Below are 21,756 nucleotides of genomic sequence, written 5' to 3' on the forward strand. Positions count from 1 at the left end.
GATAAGTTTTTAGATAATTTATTCACAAGGAAGTTTAGAGGGCGCTTCGCTTTAGAGAAGTAAAAATACATAATTACTATTGTTTTATGTTTTCTCATTTACTCCTCTTTTACTTCTCTTTGTGCAATAAGATCTTAAGGGATTTATTCACAAAGAGGTTTAGAGGGCGCTGCGCTTTAGAGAAGTAAAAATACATAATTACTATTGTTTTATGTTTTCTCATTTACTCCTCTTTTACTTCTCTTTGTGCAATAAGATCTTAAGTGATTTATTCACAAAGAGGTTGAGAAGGCGCTGCGCTTTTCGCGTGAGCAAGCTCGTTTACAATATATATTAAAGCGTTACCAATTTTGCATTTCGACTATGCGTGATTGCGTGCGCGCATATTCAAAGCTCAACTTTTTACCTTTATATAAATGTTCAATGTCGGTTTGCGCATTTATTACTAGCAATTTATGGCAATCGTAAAATTCATCGACTAAGGCAATGAAGCGCCGTGCTTCGTCGTCAAAAGTGTGCTCATCAAGCGTTTGTTTTTCGCGCTGATAGCTATCTTCTATACCATGAACAATAACTTTAACCGTTGCTTTAACACCCATTTTCGGCACGTTCGATACATATAACACATCAAATTGCGTTGCTAAAAACATATAGTCGTTAGCACTACGAGGGCCTGAACATAGCGCCATAAAATCAATCATCAAGGCGTTATCTGCTTTTAATAAATAGGGTAAATCGCGGCCATGCACAGTAATTGTATTGCTACATGTTACTACTGGATACGAAGCTAAAAACTCATTTTTAAAATCGTGTTTAGGTAAATTAATAAAATAGTGACGACTGTTTTTACCATATCTAAAGCGGTGATCGTCCTCCCCTGCCACGTTAATTATATGACAATGACTATTAATTAAATCAATCGTAGGTAAAAATCGCGCTCGTTGCAGGCCGTTGTAATAAAGCTGCTCTGGCTTTGCGTTCGATGTGGCCACCAGCACAACACCTTGTTCAAACAACGCATTGAACAATCTGGCCATAATCATGGCATCGCCAATGTCGCTCACAAAAAACTCGTCAAAACACAATACACGAATATTTTTAGCCCACTGTTTTGCAATTAGAATAAGTGGATTTTTTTGACCTTGTAGCTGCGAAAGTTGGGCATGCACTTGCGCTATAAAATGATGAAAATGCAGCCGCTGCTTTTGCTCAATAGGTAGGTTTTTATAAAATAAATCCATTAACATGGATTTACCGCGCCCTACGGGTCCATATAAATAAATGCCTTTTATTAAGGGCGCTTTTTGCCACCATGATGTGTGAGCTTGAAGTTGCTCGCTTAGCGTATTTAAAGCTTCCACCGCATTTTGCTGCGCTGCATCAAAACATAGTTCACCTGTGTCTATTTTTGCTTGGTAAAGGCTTAAAATTTGTGTGCTGTGCACTGTCATGGTATTTCACTATCGGCTATAATCGCGCCCATTGTAGCCGACTAAAAATGTGAACCAAAATGAAATTCCCTTGCCGCTTAGATAAATTTATTAGCCACTTAGCTGAAATACCGCGCACCCAAGCTCGCGCTAGTATTAAGCGAAAAGAAGTAAGCGTTAATGGCGAAGTAATCACATCACATAATTTTCAGCTAGCCCAGCAAGATGAAGTACTGCACCAAGGTACGCCTTTGGTATTTTTAGGTAAGCGCTATTACATGTTAAATAAACCTGTTGGCTATGTATGCGCTAACAGCGATGAGCTTCATAAAACTGTTTTTGACTTACTTGATGAGCCAAATATGAGCGACTTTCACGTAGCAGGTCGCCTTGATATAGATACCACAGGGTTAGTTATTATTACTAATGATGGCGATTGGTCACATAAAATTACGTCGCCTAAAAGCAATAAATTTAAAACCTACCTAGTAGAAACTCAAGAGCCTATTACCGATGAAGCACTTGAGCAATTACGTAAAGGTGTCATGCTGCATAACGAAAAAGATTTAACCCGCCCAGCTATAGCTGAGAGACTTGCTAATTACGGACTGCGTTTATCAATAAGTGAAGGAAAGTATCATCAAGTTAAGCGTATGCTTTACGCGGTAGATAACAAAGTGGTTGAGTTACATCGCGAGCAGATTGCGGGGATTACCCTAGATGAAAACTTGGCTAGTGGTGAATATCGATTATTAACACCCGAAGAAGTTAAGTTATAAAAGCGCTTCAAAGGAGCCTAAGGCTTGGACTATTAGTTAAAACAATATAGCCAAACTTTTACTTGAGCCTGTTGGCTTGCTCTACTAAAATAGCGCCCTTAAAAATTACTAAGGTCGGCCGTGTTAGTTAACTACAATCCCCCTATGAGTCCGTATTTAACGATACTATTTCAGGATGACGATTTACTGATAGTTAATAAACCAAGTGAGTTATTAACTGTCCCAGGTAAAGATCCTAAACATGCCGACAGCTTAATTAATCGTGTTAATCGTGTTTTTCCAACCGCAAGAATAGTGCACCGCTTAGATATGGCGACTTCTGGCATACTGTGCCTTGCCATGAATAAAGCAGCGCACAGACATTTAAGTATGCAGTTTCAAGAGCGCGAAACAGCGAAACGTTATATCGCACGTGTATACGGACAACTTGAAGCTGAAACAGGATCAGTAGATTTACCCCTTATTTGTGATTGGCCTAATCGCCCTAAACAAATGGTTGATCACGACAGAGGTAAACCTTCGCTTACGCATTTCAAAATACTTGAGCGTGAAGAAAATGCAACCCGTGTAGAGCTAACTCCCATCACTGGTCGCTCGCATCAACTACGTGTGCATATGTTAAGCTTGGGTCATCCTATTTTAGGTGACAGGCTTTACGCCCATAAAGAGGCACTTGCTGCGGCTCCTCGCTTACAGTTACATGCTCAAATGCTGCAATTAAAGCACCCCGTAACTGAGCAAGTACTTACTTTTGAAGCTGTTCCAGAATTTTAACCGACGCAAATACTTCGTAAATTATTAAACTTTTAGATAACCTTGCCGATACCTAACTAATTGTCATTAGTTAGGTGCGTTATGCTATTTACACGGTTTTTAAAAAGGGCTTTTTATATACAGCTCAGCTGTGCGCTACTTTTAGCTAACCCCGCCTACGCGGCTGAACATATTGCCCCACCTAGTTTATCAAGTATTGAAAATAGCGATATTGAGCGACTACTTCCAAGTGATGAAATAAAGCCAATATTAGCGGGTGAAACAGAATTTTTAAGCCTTTACAGCGAATATATGAGTAGTAATTTTAGAGGTATCGTAATACTTATACCCGATTGGCATTCTTCACCTACCAATAACTCAGGTATGAGTTACTTGCGTAAAGAGCTTAATAATTTAGGTTACAGCACCTACGCAATGACAGTGCCCGACATTGACTGGCAAGCAAGTAAACTGGCCGAAACAATGCCCAGCGAAACCGAAGCTGCGCCTAGTAAAGCCGATGAGCCTGCATCACCCGACACCACAACAAACGCACAATCACAGCCTGCAAAAATCAAAGATGAGCCTCATTACGTAAATGCAATTGAAAAAGTAACTGACGACATACTTGATAACTACAAAATAAATCTCATTTCTCGGTTTAATGCGCTGTATCAAACCGCTATGGAAGATTCGAGTAATATAGTGGTTATTGCACAAGGTACTAGTGCGGGTGTGTTGTTGGAGTACTATGCAGATTTTCCGGACGAGAGACTAGATGCGTTTATAAGTTTAAGCAGTTACTTACCTAATACTAAACGTAACGAAAGTTTGAGCCAAACAGCGTCACTTGTTACACCCGCCTTACTTGATATTTACTACGCAAATGACAGCACAGACATTTTAATGAGCCTTAAAAATCGTCAGCGCTGGGTTGAGCGAAATGCAAAATTTGATTACCGCCAACGCCAATTGTTTGGCCTGCGCGATCAACCCGGTCAACACGCACGCCTAACAAAAGAAATAGACGGGTTTTTACGCCGACTTTTTTAAATACTCATAAGCGGCTTGAATATCTTGGCTCTTTTTAACAGCCAATTCCATCATGTGCTTTGGTAAACCTTGCGACACTAATTTATCTGGATGATGTTGCGACATAAGTTTACGGTACGCTACTTTTATATCACGCTGCGTTGCATCGCTATTTAAGCCTAATAACGCCAATGCTTGCGCACGGTTCATATTATTATTTGGCGGTACATGATGGCCAGAACCCTCACGGTAGCTACTACTTTGACCTTGGTTTTGTTGCTGTTGATTAAAGCGCTGTTGTTGCTTTCTAAAGTTAAACTCAGCTTGATAACGTTTTAATACAAATGCAAAGTGTGTTTTAGAAATCCCTAACTGCTTACTTACCTCTGCTAATAATTGCTTTTCTTGTTCAGCTAATACCCCGTCAGAAAACGCCATTTGAATTTGTATTTCTAAAAACAACTGTATTAGATCGTTTCGTTTAGCAAAGCGTTCTTTAAAATCGTGTACTGTTTCTTTAAGTGAAAAGTCGCTCTCTTTACCTGACTGAAATGCATGTTGTGCTTCGCGGCGCTCTTCCCCCTTTAAACCCATTTCGTCCATGAACAAGTTAGCCGCTTTTATATGTATTTCGCTCACTCGGCCATTCGATTTTGCAATGTGCCCCATAACAGCAAAGCAGCTTGAAAAGAATAAAGCTTGGCGCTCGTGAACATCGTCACCACTAAATAAGCTAGAAAAACCGCCTGCTTTATCAAAGTTATTTTTTAAGCTTTTATCAAATAAATGACCTAGGTATAAACCTAAAATAGCACCAAATATTTTGCCAAACATAAAGCCAAAACAAAAACCGAGAATTTTTCCCCACATCTATAGTACTGCCTTCTTAAAAATTGAGTTGTTACGCCTCAAGGCGCATGTTTAATTGGTTTAAACGCTCTGGTGTACCAATGTCATCCCACTGCCCTATATAGAGCTCAGTAGAGACTAAATGTTCATTTAGCTTTTCACGTAAAATAGGCCCTAAAGGGCGAATACCTTGCGTTAATCCTTTAAAAAAATCAGCCTGATAGCGGCCAATCCCTGAAAATGTATATTTTTGACTCTCGGCCGACAAATGGCTCAATGCAAAGTCGCCATCTGGGTTGTGTGGCGGGTTTTCTATAAGCACTATGTGCGCCTCACCAGGTTGTAAATGAAGTTGCATTAGCGCACTTACATCGTAGTCGGTGTATACATCGCCATTTATTACAATGAACGAGTCGCCCAACAGCGGTAACGCTTCAATAATACCGCCGGCTGTTTCAAGGCCACCTTCAACTTCTTGGCTATAAAGTATATTTACGCCAAATTGACTGCCATCTTTAAAGTAGTCTTTTATTTTATCCCCCTGCCACGCAAGGTTTATTACAATATCGGTAATGCCGGCTGCTTTAAGGTTATTTATATGGTGCTCAATAAGTGGTTTTTCTGCCACTTTTAACATTGGCTTTGGCATATTTTGCGTTAGCGGCATCATTCTTTGCCCGCGCCCTGCAGCTAAAATCATTGCTTTCATGAGCGCTCCTTTGCTAACTTTTCAGTCACTTTTGGCACTATGGTATATTTTGTCCACTCACTCAATGCTTTAAGCTCTGGGTAAATTGCTGCCACTTCAATAATGTAATCAAGCGTCGGTAAAATATTATCTAAATAACCTGTTTTACCATCGCGTAAATACAATCGACAAAATATACCCGCAGCCTTTAAGTGGCGCTGTAATCCGGTTAAATCAAACCAATATTTAAACTCATCGAATGAAGTGTTAGCCAGTAAATTTTGAGCTGTAAATTCTTGATAAGCAAAATCAAGTAAACTTGTTAACTCTTGCTCTGGCAATTTAAAGTAGCAATCGCGCAGTAGCGATACTAAATCGTAGCAAAGCGGCCCGCGTACAGCATCTTGATAATCTATAATGGCCCACTGGCCGTCACTATTCATAATATTACGGCTATGGTAATCACGATGAACGGTAACCGTTGGTTGCTTAAGCATGGCCTTTATTAATAGCTCTGAACTTGCTTGCCACATTATTTTTTGTTCTGCACTGAGTGGCTCATTAATAAAGTCGCTTACTAACCACTGGCTAAATATATCAAGCTCTAGCTTTATAAAATCTTCGTTATACGCTTGCATAGCAGAAGCTGTGGGCGTTTTTGCCCACTGAGCACTTAAACTAATTAATGCTTGGTAATGCTCGGTGCGATTTGCATCATCGAGCATGTCGGCTAGGTGCGTACTGCCTAAATCACTCAGAACAAAAAAGCCCTGTTTCTCATCACTTGCAATAATAGTGGGAAGTAAAAAACCTTGCTCAACAAACACCTGATTTAGCGAAATGTAAGGTTCGTTATTCACTTTTTTTGGATCTGAGTCCATCACTATTAAATGTTTATTATCGTGATTTAAACGATAATAACGGCGAAAGCTCGCATCACCCGTGATCGCATTTAAAGTATGCGACTTGGCATTAAGGTGTGTGTTTATAAATTGTTGTAAATTCTCAAAGCGTGTCATTTTATTAGATATCTATTTTTATAGGTCAATTACTGTAATTGCCATTATTTTCCTTTATTATGTGTATATTATATTAAACACAAAGTATTAAGGTCGATAAATGAGCAAAACCTGGGGCATATTGATGCTAAGCGTAGTTAGCGCACCATCGCTTGCCGAAACTGAACTGGCACACAACCTTTGTGGCATTTCAATGCAAACCAGAGCTTGGCAACCACTTGAAGGCCTTAACCTTGGTGAAGTTGATATCCAAGCTGATGATGTTGAGCTACTTGGCACTCAAAGCGCTGAATTTACCGGCAATGTTGATATTAACACCCTTAAGATGAGTTTGTCCGCACAAACTGCGTTGATAGACAAACAGCGTGGTTTATTAAATGCAACGGGGCCAATTACTTATCAAGACTACGTAAGTAAAGTAAACAGCACCGGATTAAATGCCGATTTAAATAATTCAGAAGTCAGTTTGTTAGGCGCCGACTACAGCCTAACCGAACAACAAGGTAAAGGCGGCGCTGAAAAGCTCACTGTTAATCAGTCTGGCCTATTACTCATGAATGCAAGCTTTACTACTTGCCCAAGTGACACCCCTGCATGGGAAATTGAAGCTGACGAAATAAACCTTTCACGCGAAGAAGGTTGGGGCGAAACATATAACGCCGTATTGCGTATTTTAGATACACCGGTTTTATATTTACCTTATTTTACATTCCCGCTAGATGAACGCCGTAAATCGGGCTTACTTACCCCGACTATTTCAAGCTCTGACAAATACGGCCTTGAAACAATTACGCCGTATTATTTAAATATTGCACCTAATTTTGATGCCACTATTACGCCTCGTTATATGTCTAACAAAGGGCTGCAATTACAAACAGAATTTAGATACCTAACAGAGCAACATGAAGGCTTAGTAGGGATTGAATACTTAGATAGTGATGATTCTGAGCCTGATTTAAATGAACGCTACATGTTTCATTGGCAACAGCAAAGCTACCTAGGTGAAAACTGGCGCGCAAACGTTGATGTAACCAATGTGAGCGATGATAACTACATTACCGACTTAACTTCAAACTACGCAAGTAAAACCGATACTCAATTGTATCGTACTGGTTCACTTACCCATTTAGGTGATACATGGCGCACTGATATTAAAGTGCAAAACTTTGAAGTACTCGGCGATCACTTAGAGTCATACACTGCAATACCACAAGTTAATTTTACGCAAACAGCGCCTTGGCGTTTTGATAATTTTGACTTTAGTGTGTCGGGCGAAATTAGCCATTTTACTAATGATTCATCAGAAGTGGCCATAGACAGCGCAACTCGTGTACACGTAGAACCAAAAGCACGCTACAACTACGCTACGCATGCGTGGTCATTTTTATCTGAAGTAAGCTTATTACAAACTAATTATAAGCAAAGCGGAAACTTAACCGGCACGCAATACAGCGATACCGTATCGCGTACTATCCCAAAAGTACGTTTGTACTCTCAGCTTAATTTTGAGCGTGACGCATCTTACTTTTTTGAAGATGGTATACAAACGCTTGAGCCGCAAATTCAGTATTTATATACACCTAATAAAGATCAGTCAGATATTGGCTTGTTTGATACAACCAAGCTGCAAGATGATTATTATGGTTTATTTAGAGACGTGCGCTTTTCGGGTGTTGACCGTATAGCCGCTGCTAATCAGTTTACTTTAGGTGCTACAACGCGCTTATTTGATAAAAAACAAGAAGAAGTGTTTAACTTGAGTGCGGGCCAAATATTTTATTTAAGTGACGATGCCAAGCCAACAGAGCAAGGCTTAAACTCAGACACTAATTATAATGCACTATTTGCAGCTCAAACCATGTTACATTGGCACCGCCGTTGGTACCTCGCTGGAGGTATTCAATATGATACAGATGGCAAGCAAATGGTACAGTCAAATGTAACGCTTGATTATAAAGGTGATAATAATCAGCTAGTACAATTGAACCATCGCTATGCAAATGATGTCTCAGGAAATACAATCGAGCAAGCAGGTGTATTTACAAGTATTCCTATTAGCGACGAATGGCAATTTATTGCGAGCTATCATCGAGATCTTGAAAACAACAGAAGTATCGAAGTATTGAGCGGATTACAGTATGAATCATGCTGTTGGGCTATCCAAATTACTGGCCATCGCCAAATTGAAACTGATTTAAATCAGTCAATAGGACAAGAACAAGCAACTTTTGATTCAGGTATTAGTTTGAATTTTGTATTAAAAGGACTTGGCAGTAAAAGCCGTTATGATGCACAAAAATTATTACAACAAGGTATTTTTGGCTATCGTAGACCGTATTTTCTTAGTAACTAGAGTACTATCAGCAAGAGTAGTAAAAAGAATATGAATTTAAAAAAATTATTAACATCAGCAGTTTTAAGTGCCAGCCTTTGTCAAAGTGTAATGGCTGCACCAGTAGAAATAGATAAAGTTATTGGCGTTGTAAACCAAGGCGTAATTTTAAAAAGCGAAGTAGACACCATAATTGATCGTGTTAAAAAGCAAGCACAAGAACAAGGCCAGCAATTACCAAAAGATGAAACACTTCGTGTACAAGCTGTAGAGCGTTTAGTTAATCAGGCGCTTATGATGCAAATGGCTGAGCGTATGGGATTACAAATCTCAGACAGCCAACTCGATCAAACTCTCGCTAACATGGCAAAAGAGCAAGGCGGAACAATTGCCGACTTACGCCGCACTATTGAAGGTTCGGGCGAAAGCTTTCAAGCTTACCGTGAAGAAATTCGTAAAGAAATCACAACGCAGCAAGTAACACGTGCAAGCGTTGATCGTCGTATTTATATTAGCGAACAAGAAGTTGATAACCTTTTAAAAATTATGGAAACCCAAGGTCAAAGTGCTGAAGAGTACGACATTGGTCATATTTTAATAGATATCCCTAACGATGCGACAGCTGACGAAATTGCTGATGCAAAAACACGTGCAGATAAGGTTATTGAGCTATTAAACGATGGCCAAGAGTTTAAGCGTATTGCTATTTCATCATCAAGCGGCTCTAAAGCACTTGAAGGTGGACAACTTGGTTACATGGGCATTAACGAAATGCCATCGCTTTTTGCTGAAGCAGTAAAAGGCCAAAAGAAAGGCGCTATTGTTGGTCCACTTCGCTCTGGTGCTGGTTTTCATATCATTAAAGTACAAGACGTTCGTGGTCTACAAGTTGTAGAAACAACTGAAGTACGTTCACGCCATATACTTATTAAACCTTCAATTATTTTAAGTGAAGAAAAAGCACGCTCAATGCTTGCAGGCTTTGCAAAAGACTTACGTGCAGGAACAGCCGACTTTGGTGAACTTGCTAAAGAGTACTCAGAAGATCCAGGCTCTGCACTTAAAGGTGGCGAGTACGATTGGACAGATCCAACTACCTACGTACCTGCGTTTAAAGATACATTACTTTCTCTTAAAGAAAATGAAATAAGCGAACCGTTTAGAACACAGTTTGGTTGGCATATTGTGCAGTTACTTGGCAAACGTGTAGCTGATAAAACTGAACTAGCTAAACGTAACCGTGCTCACGGTATGTTGTTTAACCGTAAATTTAAGGAAGAAAGTTTTAACTGGCAGCAAGAAATGCGCGAGCAAGCTCACGTTGAAATTTTCCCTATAGACCAATAAATATGACTCTAAGAATTGCTATTACACCGGGTGAACCAGCCGGTATCGGCCCAGATTTACTACTCACGCTTGCTCAGCAAGCGTGGGACGCTCAACTTATAGCGATTGCTGATGGCAAACTATTAAAAGAGCGTGCAAAGCATTTAGGCTTAACAATAAACTTAATTGAATTTGATGATAATGCCCCTGCCATAGCAGCACCTGCCGGCAGTTTGTATATTCATCAGGTTGATTTAGGTGCGGATGTAGAGCTTGGCGTACTAAACGACGGTAACGGCCAATACGTGTTAGATACCTTGCGTATAGCAAGTGAAAAAAACATGGATGGCACGTTCGATGCGGTTGTTACGGGCCCTGTTCACAAAGGCATTATCAACAAAGCGGGCATTTCATTTAGCGGACATACTGAGTATTTTGCGCAGCAATCAAATACTGCAGATGTAGTTATGATGCTTGCAACTGAAGGTTTACGCGTTGCACTTGTAACCACGCATATTCCACTTGCGTATGTATCGCGTGCCATTACTCCTGAGCGCTTAACTAAAGTAGCGGGTATTTTAAATCACGACCTACAAACTAAGTTTGGGATAGAAAAACCACGTATTTTAGTGTGTGGCTTAAACCCACATGCAGGTGAAGATGGCCATTTAGGCCGTGAAGAAATAGAAACAATCACCCCAACGCTCGAAATACTTAGAAGTGAAGGGATGAATTTAATTGGCCCACTACCGGCCGATACCTTATTTCAACATAAATACCTATCTGAAGCAGATGCAGTACTTGCTATGTATCACGATCAGGGATTACCTGTGCTAAAATACAAAGGATTTGGTAAATCGGTAAATATTACCCTTGGCTTACCATTTATCCGCACCTCAGTTGACCACGGTACTGCACTCGATTTAGCAGGTACTGGTACAGCTGACGTTGGCAGTTTTGAATTAGCGATCCGCGAAGCAATTAAGCTCGCCCAAGAAAAAGCACAAAATCAATGACCGATAAAGTACATTTAGGACACCGCGCTCGTAAGCGTTTTGGGCAAAACTTTTTATTTGATGAATCTATCATCGATAAAATAGTCTCTGCGATTGATCCTAAACCAGAAGACAACTTAGTAGAAATTGGCCCCGGCCTTGGCGCAATTACTGAGCCAGTAGCCGACTTAAGCGGCCATTTAACGGTTGTTGAATTAGATAAAGACTTAGCACAACGATTAATTGAACACCCATTTTTGGGTCCTAAATTAACCGTTAACCAAGGCGATGCAATGACGTTTGACTTTGCAAGCTTGGTTCGCGATGACAAAAAATTAAAAGTGTTTGGTAACTTACCTTACAATATTTCGACACCGTTATTGTTTCACCTTTTTGAATTTTCAGATCATATTGAGCACATGCACTTTATGCTTCAAAAAGAAGTAGTAAAACGCATGGTAGCAGGCCCAGGTAGTAAAACATTTGGTCGCTTAAGCGTAATGACTCAATACTACTGTAATGCAATGCCGGTTGTTGAAGTACCACCCGAGTGCTTTAAACCAGCGCCAAAAGTTGACTCTGCTGTTATTCGTTTAATACCTAAAAAGCCAGAGCAACGTACAGCAAAAAGCGTTAAAATTTTAAACACAGTGTGTTTAGAAGCATTTAACCAGCGCCGTAAAACGCTACGAAATAGTTTAGGTAACTTACTTACCGCAGAAGAACTAACTAGCATTGGCATTGATATAACGCTGCGTGCTGAGCGCTTATCTTTACAACAATTTATTGATATAGCTAACTGGATTTATGACAACAAGCAGTAACATTGGATCGCCTGTAAAGGTATCTGTAGAAACATTTTACGTAGAAGGTCAATCTCAACCGGAGCTTGAAAAATACGTATTTGCTTACTCGGTAACAATTAAAAACCATAGTTTATGCAGTGCAAAATTACTGAGCCGCTATTGGTTAATTACCGATGCAAATGGCAAACAAGTAGAAGTTGAAGGCGAAGGCGTTGTTGGCGAAATGCCAGATATTGGCCCAGGCGAAAGCTATAAATACACCAGCGGTGCAATTTTAGATACACCTGTAGGCACTATGCAAGGCCATTACACGTTACGCAACGAGTTTGGCTCTGAGTTTCAGGCGCCTATTAATGTGTTTCGTTTGGCTTGCCCTAACATTTTGCATTAAGCACTTATATGGCAGATTATGCGATAGGTGATTTACAAGGGTGTTTTAGTGAATTTAACACCCTTTTACAACGGGTTGATTTTAATCCAAGTAAAGATCACCTATATTTAGTTGGCGACATAGTTGCTCGCGGGCCAGACTCCCTAGCCTGCTTAGACTATATTTATCAACATCAAAATAGCATGACCATCACTTTAGGCAATCACGACCTTCACATGGTTGCCTGCTACTTTCTTAACAAACCCACTAATCCAAACGATAAATTAAACTCAATATTTGAAAGCCCTAAATTGGCTAACTACATCGCTTTTTTACAAACCCAGCCATTGGCTTTAGAGCTTATAAAACATAACTGCTTTATATCTCACGCGGGGTTAAATCCCGATTGGTCTGTTGAAGATGCGCTAAAACAAGCCCAATTTGCACAAAGCTGTTATCAATCAAGTAACGCAAAAGCGTTTTTTGAACACATGTATCAGGCTCATCCCGCAAAGTGGTCTAACACCCTTGATGACTTTGCAAAGTTTAGATACATAGTTAATTACTTTACCCGCATGCGTTTTTTAACAAGTGATAACACACTCGAGCTTAATGCAAAGGGTGCAATAACCGACAGCGAAACCCTCACTCCTTGGTTTAACCACCCCAATATAGCTAAATCTAAACACGATATTATTTTTGGTCACTGGGCCGCACTTGAAGGTAGAACAGGTAATCCACGGGTTCACGCCTTAGATACAGGCTGCGTATGGGGTAACACCATGACCCTAATGGAGCTGAGTACTAAAAAAGTAATTGTAGAAAATTCCCACCTTTCGTCTAAATAAACTGAAAAAAAACAATACATCTGTTAGATTTATCAATTAATAGTTAAAATTAATTAAAGTAATTGATTTTAATTACTTAACTTATTGGTACAAACGCCGATAAGTCTTAATTGAAGTACTTTTTGAGTGGAAATCTTATGAACCTGACAGTAAGCCAGCGTATTTGGGGTGGTTTTATATTTATCACACTATTATTATTAATAATTGGTGGTAATTCCTTAATAAAAATTGCAAATATTGACCGTTCCACTCAAAAAGTGAACCAACTATCACTCCCAGCATTAAATAAAAGCTCTGAGCTACAAGCCGAATTTATTTTAATGAGTAAAGCCGCTCAAGCGAGCTTTTACACGACATCAGCCAATGAGCTTGCACCAATAAAAGCACAAGTCCTTGAGCAAAAACAGCAATTCAACACGCTGCACCGTGAGCTTCAAGACGTAGTAAAAAACGATGCTGCACTTAATCAAAGTAGCCAAAATGTAGAAAAAACTTATTTAAGCTTTTTAAGCACCGTTGAAAATTTATTAGCAGATAAAGGCAAGCAACTAGCATTAAATAAAACATTAAAAGCACAATTAGAAAATATAGAACTAAGTGCAGAAGATGCTAACTCTGTTGTACTCGATATTACCGACATTGACGGGTTTGAACAAAACCACCCTCGCGCTTATCAAGCTGCAAATAATTTAGAAAACAACTTTATGTCGGTAGTTAGTAACAGCACCGACATGCTAACTGTTAAAACGCTTAATACTCTCGATATTGTTAAAAACGAGCAAACGTATTACCTTGAAGAAGTAATACGTACCGTTGATTTAATTAAACCAGCAATAGAGCAAACGCATAGCGACTTATATTCAAGCCTAAAAGAATATGTTGATGTTTTAGAAAATAACATCAAGGGCAGTAACAGCTTAGCAGCAAACAAAAAACGTTTAATTGATTCGATTACGCTTACGCAATCAGAGCTTGCACAGTCAGAGCAGGCCACCAAAATGGCACTTAACCAAATTGACGAGCTAGTTAATCAAGCGAGTGACGTTGCGTTTAAATTGCAACAAGGTGTGCGCAGCGATGTAGACTCAGCTAATTTATGGACGTGGGTTGGCATGGTTATAGCCACTCTTTTAGCAATTGTGATTGCCATTATTACTGTTAGCCGCATTACTAAACCACTTGCCGAAGTTAATCGCATTTTAGATATTGTTGCCAGTGGCGACATGACACAACGTTTAGACGACAGCGCTCAAGACGAGTTTGGCGAATTATCTAAAAGTTGTAACACACTAATTGACAGCCTACGCAGCCTAATTAAAGGTATTATTTCGCGCTCTACTCAACTTGCAGCAGCATCAGAGCAAACATCGGCCATTACCTCAGAATCAAGCCAAGCAATTCGTAACCAGCAAGCACAAGTTGAACAAGCCGCAACGGCAACAACCGAAATGAGCAGTACATCGCAAACAGTTAGTAACAGCGCTCAACAAGCACTTAGCGAAATTAAAAATGCAGATAAAGAAGCTGAACGCGTTAAAGGTATTTCGAATAACAATAAAGCAACGATTGAACAACTAGCACGTGAAGTAGACGACGCCTCACAAGTCATTAATAAACTGCATCAAGATAGCGCATCAATAGGCAGCATTTTAGATGTAATACGCGGAATAGCGGATCAAACTAATCTACTTGCACTAAATGCCGCAATTGAAGCTGCACGTGCAGGCGAATACGGCCGAGGCTTTGCTGTTGTAGCTGACGAAGTGCGCTCTCTAGCAAGTAAAACTCAAGAGTCCACCCAAGAGATACAATCAATGATTGAGTCGCTACAAACAGGCGCTGAAGCTGCCGTAACGGCAATGAGCAAAGGTAAGCAACGTGCGGTATCGTGTGTTGAGCAAACCGACCTAGCAAGTAGCGCACTTGATTCGATTACATTTGCAGTTTCGCAAGCTCACGACGTAAGTGAAGAGATTTCGACCGCCGCACTTGAGCAACAACAAGTAGCACAAGAAATTAGCGAACGCCTTGAGTCGATAGTAGCCATCGCAGAGCAAACAGCCGAAGGCGCAAACCAAACTAACATCTCAAGTTCAGAAGTAGCAAAACTTGCTGAAGAGCTTCGCTTGTCGGTAGACGAATTTAAAGTTTAGGTTTACTAAAACGATTAAAAAAACCCCGATGGTACTATGTACCATCGGGGTTTTTGTTTATCAGGACTTTAAAATCGAGATGTAAAACTTTACCGGTAAGCACCTAGCTTGCTCACGCGAAAAGCGCAGCTTTTAATATTTAAACTTAATAGCCTACCTACTTTTGGCTTCTCTAAAGCGCAGCGCCCTCTTGACCTCTTTGTGAATAAATTACTTAAAACCTTATTGCACAAAGAGAAGCAAAAGAGGAGTAAATGAGAAGACATTAAAACGATAGTAATTATTTATTTTTACTTCTCTAAAGCGCAGCGCCCTCTTAGCCTCTTTGTGAAATAAATTACTTAAAACCTTATTGCACAAAGAGAAGCAAAAGAGGAGTAAATGAGAAGACATTAAAATAATAGTAATTATGTATTTTTACTTCTCTAAAGCGCAGCGCCCTCTTAACCTCTTTGTGAATAAATTACTTAAAACCCTATTGCACAAAGAGAAGCAAAAGAGGAGTAAATGAGAAAACATTAAAACAATAGTAATTATGTATTTTTACTTCTCTAAAGCGCAGCGCCCTCTTAACCTCTTTGTAAATAAATAACTTATAAATCTATTTTTTGTAGGTATAACTTATTAAATGCGTTCGCCACCTGCTTTATAGCAAAACACTACATGCAAAAACGCGCTCGAATTTAACGGATAGCCTATCACCTGCGAATGATAGCCTACTCCTATATATCCCCACTAATATATCGCTTTTTTCTTCCTTACTTAGGCGTTTATTGCTAACCTCGCGTTAACGTTTTTACTTAAACAAATTTTTGCTAACGGAATAATTATGCTCAAAAAAATATCACTGTTTATCGGGATGGCAATCAGTGCAAATGCTGTTGCTAAAGGTGGCGTATCACCCTACTTACCTTTAAATCAAGCCCCAGAACTTGAGCACCAAGTACAACGACTTTTAGCCGTAAGTAAAAACACCCATATTATGAGCAAGCCTTATAAAGCTCACGATATTTATAGAGTACTGCAAACAGTAAGGCATACATACCCAGAGTTATATCAAACACTTTCGTACCAACTTAGCCCCTATATTCAAAGCGATGCGGGCACATTTGCAAAAGTAACACTTGCTGCTGGCACAAAAGATAAAACATTGCCTAACCAACGCGGCCAAACCACTAAAACCAACTTAATTGTTGAAGGTAGCGCTTATGCTAACTTTGGCCGTTACTTTGGTGTAAGTGTTGCAGGCATAGCCAACGAAGACGAAATATTACCTACACAAAGCTTTTTTTACCTTGGTAATAAATATGCGCAGTTAGATGTAGGCTACCGAGAACATTGGTACTCACCTTTTAACGACAGTGCTATGTTATTAAGTACACAAGCTAAAACAACGCCTTCTATAACGCTTAGCAACGTGGAACCAATAACCAGCTTTAATATTCGTTACGATATGTTTATTAGTAAAATGACAGAGCAAAGCGGAATTTTAAAAGAGGGTAGGCAAACAGGAGTCGCTAACGTGTATGAGCCAGGCAAGCCTTATTTATTTGGCTTACACACTAGCTTTGCTGCAACCAATAACTTAACAATAGGCTTAAGCCGTTTAATGCAGTTTGGTGGAGGCCCACGTAGCGTTACTTTAAAAGACTTTACAGAAGGTTTTTTTAGCCCTGGTAGCAAAGACAATGTTGGTCGTAATGATGCCGATGAGCTTGGAGAAAACTTTGAGCTTGGTGATCAACTTGGCTCAATTACTTTTGCCTACAACAATAGTATTTACGCACTCCCTTATGAGTTTTATGGCGAGGTTGCGCTTGAAGACACCCTAGGTGGCTCTCGTAATAATGCATATAGTTTTGGTATTTACTTGCCCTTTATTGCTAACAATCACAGTTTACGCTTCGAGCATAGTAACTTACAACAAAGCTTTTATAGCAACCGACTGTACCTAGATGGTAATCGTAATTCAGGTAATGTTATTGGCCATTGGCTAGGTGATGAGCACGACTACACCGATTACACACCAGCTAAATCTATGAGCGTAAATTGGCATTGGCAATTAAGTAAAATAGAAAGCTTAAATACCACTATTCGTATGCTTGAAAATAAACGTGATGGTTATAAAACAAGTTATGAGTTACAAACAGCCTATACGCGGAAATTAAGCAAACCAATAATGGGCGCTAAAAGTTGGGGAGCGGAGCTGTATCAAGGAAAGGATGTATACGGGGAAACGTTTGCTAGATTAGGTGTATTTGCTAATTTTTAACACCCTGTAGGTGCGATTTTACTTCGCACTCATCTAATCTAACGTTACCAAAGCGAAGTAATAAAACCTCACCTACAATTGGGTTGGTGTAACGATGAACACTACAAGCGGCATCAAATTTGTTACACCAAATAAGCGTCATTTAGGATTAAATAAAGCAGTACTAGCGAAACATCATAAGGTAAATGAAATGGCGAAATTACAGAACCCAAGTCGTTGGTCATGAAAATCTCGAGATTGGACAATGAAGTAAACTAACATTCAGAGAAAAAAGAAATGCGGGCTGCATAAGATTTAATTTAATGCGACAACTAACCCAAAAAACTTCGCTAGTCAAACCATCGAAATTGTAGCTCAATAGCCTTGCTGAGCAACAAGATTCCTGAGCCACTATTACTTTGAAATGTTAAACAAAGCTAGGTATCATCAGCTATACGCATACATAACCAATCGGTAATAGGATATTTAATAACCATTATCAGTGTGAGTTAAGGTATATGGATAATGATAAAAATCATAAAATACAGTAATTGTAACAACTACTGTATTTCTTAACTTATTTATAAAATAATTACCCTAGTTTAGCTGAAAGTAGTTCATTATAGTTTCATATTCATTTCTTTTCATGAAATAGTCAGCAGAGCTTTTAGAACCAAGCATAGATATATGAGCACCATCTAGACTATAAGGGACAGAGATTCCATTTTTAGTAAAGACACTTCCCTTTTCATATAGCAACTCTCTATTGATAAAATGAACATTAGAGTATTGATAAGATAATTTTTCCAAAAGTTCATTACCTTTATTCATTAATATATCGTTGCCTTCAATTTCATCAATATTGAAAGGAAAGTCGAAGTACATACTTCTATAAAAGCTGTCTAAAGGGTTTTTCTTATACTTATGAGGAGCAGCCATAATAAATATATTAATTCCAAGCTTAGCCGATCTTTCAATTATTGACTCGACATCATTAAATTGTTTTTTTTCTAAAGCCTCACCCCAAGCACCTGCAAATATAATGTTTTTATATTTATTTAAGTTTTCTTTTAAATAACCTCTATTTAAAAGGCATTGCTTATAACCTAAATGGGTTTTGGGACCTGTAAAATTTTCCGTCAGAGAAGGCATACACCAATTTGTAACTATAGATTGAAATGATGCATTATTAGCTTTAAAAATTTCATCGAAAAAGGGTTCATTATGCCCAGCATAAGAGTCGCCAAATAGTAATGTAGACGTAGGCTTTCCTTTAATGCCTAAATAGCAATTTGTGCCTTTCTCTAGATCTACTAGGGCACTATTACTTTCAGAGCGACTAAATGCATTAAAACAATATCCATTGCTTCTTAATGGGATTACAAGTTCTTCTTTTATGCTCTCGAAATCGGCGGTCAAATTAAATCTAGATGTAAAACCCTGTGATATAAAAGTAAAGCTACCCATTAAACCAACGGTTAGTACCATATATAATGGTTTAAACTTTAAGTAGCTAAACAATGTATTAAAGTCATTTCTAAATTTTTTGTTTTCAATAAATTTATTACTCAGAAAACCTAGTAAAACCGATAGAATAATACCCAGATAAATAAAGTTGTCGTTTAAAGAAAAAGAATAAATAACCACAACAAAAGGCCAGTGCCATAAATAAATTGAATAAGACCATGCCCCTATTTTTTGTGATAATAAATTGCTTGTAATAAAGCTTTTTTCTCGTTGTGCTTGAATTATAAAATAAGTACCAACTACTGGAAATAACGCTAAGTATCCAGGCCAATAGTTATCTTTTGAAATAAATAAGTAGGAAAAAATAATTAAGAATAAACCTGTTAGTTCCAATGACTTTTTACCAATTTCCTTTAAATTTTTAAAAGGGTATAGGTAAGCAATACCACCAATCATCATTTCCCAGGCTCTTGTTGGTAACAAGTAATAAGATGCGTTTGGCCATTTATAAGTTGCTATTACACAAAGTATGAAACCTATAACTGTTGCTAATAAAATTGTAATTTTAATTTTGTCCAAGCTCATTACCTTTCGAAGCGCAACAAGGACTAGCGGATAAATAATATAAAACTGCCACTCGACAGACAGTGACCAAGTATGAAGCAGCCATTTTTTGTGTGACGCTTCATCGAAATAGCCAGACTCATTCCAATAAATTACATTTGATAGAAAGCCCATACTACTACTTGCATGACTACCTAATGATTTATACTCTATTGGAGTGAGGTAAAACCAACCTAGTATTAATAAAACCAAACAAAGTACAGATAATGCAGGGACAATTCGATTTGCACGCGAAACATAAAACTTTAAAATAGAAAAAGTCTCTTTCTCTATTCCTTTGAATATTATTCCGGTCATTAAAAAACCAGAGATAACGAAAAACACGTCAACTCCAGCAAAACCGCCAGGCATCCAAGCAGCCTTAAAGTGAAACAATACAACTGCAAATACTGCGATTGCCCTGAGTCCATTTATATCTTCTCTAAATTTCAAAATCTAGCCCTGTTTTAAACTAATTAATATGTAATTTTAAAGGATACATAAAGAGGCTCCCCGGTAAATATGGTATCCCTCCCGTTTTTAATAATACTAGAAAGTATAAGTTAAGCAGCCATTTGTGCTGGTTTACATCATTGGCACGATGTGACCTTTCTTGATTATAAACCTCAACTATTTGGTTCCATAGTATTGGGTAGCATTAAGTAACCAGCGCCATTTCAGTATTATTAAAAATAGCAGGAGCGGTATATTACTCAACCTTTCAGCTTCAACAAAGTATTAACTGAGATTCGGGCTATTAAAAAGGTAGGGCTGTGAAGCTCCCATATTTAGCACACCATTTATAAACGTAGCGCCGATATTGACTCTTGAGGAATTATCTTACAGGGGAGAATGCACTGAAATAAAAAGCGTCTCAGCCAGACCTCTTCACTCAGATACTTTCACAATAACTGCTTTAGGTTAGCAATATAATGCATCAAAAAATATAACTAAAAAGATCAACCATCAGCATTTTAACTTACTTATTATAAAAACCTTTGTACCAAGTGATGAACTCAGTAACACCTTCTTTAATACATACTTGCGGTTTATAGCCAGTTGCTGCAAATAAGTCTTGAGTGTCAGCATAGGTTTGGTATACATCACCTGGCTGCATTTCACGGAATTCTTTCTTCGCTTCTATTCTAAGTTCATCTTCAATAGCTTTAACAAAATCCATTAAGCTAATGGGTGAACCATGACCAATGTTATATACAGCGTAAGGTGCAGAACTTGAAGCTGGCGTACCCTGCTCTACTGTCCATTGGTCATTACGTCTTGGTACAACATCAGCAATGCGGACAACGCCCTCTACGATATCGACTACGTGGGTAAAGTCACGCCACATGTCGCCATTGTTATTAATATCAATAGTATCTCCATCTAATATTTTCTTCGTAAAGATAAATGGTGCCATATCTGGACGGCCCCACGAGCCATACACGGTAAAAAAACGTAAACCTGTTGTTGGAATATCGTATAAATGCGAATAGCTGTGTGACATCAACTCATTTGCTTTTTTAGTCGCAGCGTATAAGGAAACTGGGTGGTCAACTGAGTCTGATGTCTCAAATGGTACCTTAGTATTTAAGCCATACACGGAGCTTGATGAAGCATAAATCAGGTGCTTCACTTTAGTTTGGCGACAGCCTTCTAGAATATTTAAGTGGCCTACTAAATTAGAATCGGCATAAGCATCAGGGTTCTCAATTGAATACCTAACACCGGCTTGCGCCGCTAAATGTATTACTTTATCAAACTGCTGTGTTTTGAATAGTTCGCTCATTGCTGGGCGTTCACTTATATCAAGCTTAATAAATGTAAACGCTTCATGGCTTTCGAACTGCGCTAACCGAGCTAGTTTTAAATTTACATCGTAATAATCGTTAAGGTTATCAATACCGACTACTACATGGCCAGCCGCTAACAATTTTTGACATGTTGCCGCGCCAATAAAACCAGCAGCACCCGTTACTAAATATTTCATAATTTCCTAACCTTTAAGCTGATAAAGTTGAAAGTTGAAAGTTGAAAGTTGAAAGTTGAAAGTTGAAA

The 21,756-nt window shown here is 38.7% G+C and carries 17 protein-coding genes; 11 read left to right on the top strand and 6 right to left on the bottom strand.

Annotated features, from left to right (window positions below; translation table 11 throughout):
• Window positions 1-341: 341 nt before the first annotated feature.
• On the bottom strand, window positions 342-1,451 hold the full coding sequence (zapE, locus tag H5115_RS17810) for a cell division protein ZapE (RefSeq protein ID WP_182756602.1): 1,110 nt from the start codon (window positions 1,449-1,451) through the stop codon (window positions 342-344).
• A gap of 59 nt (window positions 1,452-1,510) precedes the next feature.
• Here zapE and rsuA point away from each other — a divergent pair, with 59 nt between their 5' ends.
• The 3 genes from rsuA to H5115_RS17825 all read left to right on the top strand — a co-directional run bounded on the left by rsuA (window position 1,511) and on the right by H5115_RS17825 (window position 4,015).
• The gene (gene rsuA / locus H5115_RS17815; RefSeq protein WP_182756604.1) at window positions 1,511-2,209 is read left to right on the top strand and encodes a 16S rRNA pseudouridine(516) synthase RsuA; all 699 of its coding nucleotides are present in this window, start codon (window positions 1,511-1,513) and stop codon (window positions 2,207-2,209) included.
• Window positions 2,210-2,329: 120 nt separating this feature from the next.
• A complete protein-coding gene (rluA, locus tag H5115_RS17820; RefSeq protein WP_182756606.1) occupies window positions 2,330-2,983 on the top strand; it encodes a bifunctional tRNA pseudouridine(32) synthase/23S rRNA pseudouridine(746) synthase RluA in 654 nt (217 codons plus the stop codon).
• Window positions 2,984-3,064: 81 nt separating this feature from the next.
• Window positions 3,065-4,015 carry a DUF3530 family protein gene (locus H5115_RS17825; RefSeq protein WP_182756608.1) on the top strand — a complete coding sequence of 317 codons (951 nt, stop codon included), beginning with the start codon at window positions 3,065-3,067 and terminating at the stop codon, window positions 4,013-4,015.
• Here the strand turns inward: H5115_RS17825 and djlA are convergent.
• The 3 genes from djlA to H5115_RS17840 are packed head-to-tail and all read right to left on the bottom strand — an operon-like array spanning window position 3,998 to window position 6,550.
• Window positions 3,998-4,864 (bottom strand): co-chaperone DjlA, encoded by an 867-nt coding sequence (gene djlA, locus H5115_RS17830; RefSeq protein WP_182670973.1) that lies wholly within the window; start codon window positions 4,862-4,864, stop codon window positions 3,998-4,000. The two genes, H5115_RS17825 and djlA, sit on opposite strands and share 18 nt — an antisense overlap.
• A gap of 31 nt (window positions 4,865-4,895) precedes the next feature.
• Window positions 4,896-5,552: an N-acetylmuramate alpha-1-phosphate uridylyltransferase MurU gene (gene murU / locus H5115_RS17835; protein WP_182756610.1), complete on the bottom strand. Its 657-nt coding sequence runs from the start codon at window positions 5,550-5,552 to the stop codon at window positions 4,896-4,898.
• Window positions 5,549-6,550 carry an aminoglycoside phosphotransferase family protein gene (locus tag H5115_RS17840; protein WP_182756612.1) on the bottom strand — a complete coding sequence of 334 codons (1,002 nt, stop codon included), beginning with the start codon at window positions 6,548-6,550 and terminating at the stop codon, window positions 5,549-5,551. Before H5115_RS17840 ends, murU begins: the two co-directional genes overlap by 4 nt.
• Before the next feature lie 100 nt (window positions 6,551-6,650).
• Between H5115_RS17840 and lptD the strand changes: the two genes are divergently transcribed.
• The 8 genes from lptD (at window position 6,651) to H5115_RS17880 (ending at window position 17,652) form a co-directional block, all read left to right on the top strand.
• Window positions 6,651-8,903, top strand: coding sequence for an LPS assembly protein LptD (lptD, locus tag H5115_RS17845; RefSeq protein WP_182681675.1), 2,253 nt, complete (start codon window positions 6,651-6,653; stop codon window positions 8,901-8,903).
• Between the two features lie 30 nt (window positions 8,904-8,933).
• Window positions 8,934-10,229, top strand: a complete 1,296-nt coding sequence (gene surA, locus H5115_RS17850; RefSeq protein ID WP_002960833.1) for a peptidylprolyl isomerase SurA — start codon at window positions 8,934-8,936, stop codon at window positions 10,227-10,229.
• A 2-nt stretch (window positions 10,230-10,231) separates the two neighbouring features.
• On the top strand, window positions 10,232-11,224 hold the full coding sequence (gene pdxA, locus H5115_RS17855; RefSeq protein WP_024589800.1) for a 4-hydroxythreonine-4-phosphate dehydrogenase PdxA: 993 nt from the start codon (window positions 10,232-10,234) through the stop codon (window positions 11,222-11,224).
• Window positions 11,221-12,027 (top strand): 16S rRNA (adenine(1518)-N(6)/adenine(1519)-N(6))-dimethyltransferase RsmA, encoded by an 807-nt coding sequence (gene rsmA / locus H5115_RS17860; RefSeq protein WP_002960838.1) that lies wholly within the window; start codon window positions 11,221-11,223, stop codon window positions 12,025-12,027. The genes pdxA and rsmA overlap by 4 nt, the downstream gene beginning before the upstream one ends.
• Complete coding sequence (apaG, locus tag H5115_RS17865) at window positions 12,011-12,400, top strand: Co2+/Mg2+ efflux protein ApaG (protein WP_002960839.1); 390 nt, start codon at window positions 12,011-12,013, stop codon at window positions 12,398-12,400. Before rsmA ends, apaG begins: the two co-directional genes overlap by 17 nt.
• 8 nt (window positions 12,401-12,408) lie before the next feature.
• Window positions 12,409-13,227 carry a symmetrical bis(5'-nucleosyl)-tetraphosphatase gene (locus tag H5115_RS17870; protein WP_182756614.1) on the top strand — a complete coding sequence of 273 codons (819 nt, stop codon included), beginning with the start codon at window positions 12,409-12,411 and terminating at the stop codon, window positions 13,225-13,227.
• Window positions 13,228-13,364: 137 nt separating this feature from the next.
• On the top strand, window positions 13,365-15,380 hold the full coding sequence (locus H5115_RS17875; RefSeq protein WP_182756616.1) for a methyl-accepting chemotaxis protein: 2,016 nt from the start codon (window positions 13,365-13,367) through the stop codon (window positions 15,378-15,380).
• A gap of 829 nt (window positions 15,381-16,209) precedes the next feature.
• Window positions 16,210-17,652, top strand: a complete 1,443-nt coding sequence (locus tag H5115_RS17880) for a capsule assembly Wzi family protein (RefSeq protein WP_182756618.1) — start codon at window positions 16,210-16,212, stop codon at window positions 17,650-17,652.
• Between the two features lie 576 nt (window positions 17,653-18,228).
• On the opposite strand, the gene H5115_RS17885 is transcribed toward H5115_RS17880, so the two are convergent.
• A complete protein-coding gene (locus H5115_RS17885; protein WP_182756620.1) occupies window positions 18,229-20,154 on the bottom strand; it encodes an acyltransferase family protein in 1,926 nt (641 codons plus the stop codon).
• Window positions 20,155-20,680: 526 nt separating this feature from the next.
• Window positions 20,681-21,688: an NAD-dependent epimerase gene (locus H5115_RS17890; RefSeq protein WP_182756622.1), complete on the bottom strand. Its 1,008-nt coding sequence runs from the start codon at window positions 21,686-21,688 to the stop codon at window positions 20,681-20,683.
• Window positions 21,689-21,756 lie beyond the last annotated feature (68 nt).

Origin of the sequence: Pseudoalteromonas sp. SR44-2 (assembly GCF_014163745.1) — a bacterium.
In the GTDB taxonomy this organism is placed as follows: Bacteria; Pseudomonadota; Gammaproteobacteria; order Enterobacterales; family Alteromonadaceae; genus Pseudoalteromonas; species Pseudoalteromonas distincta.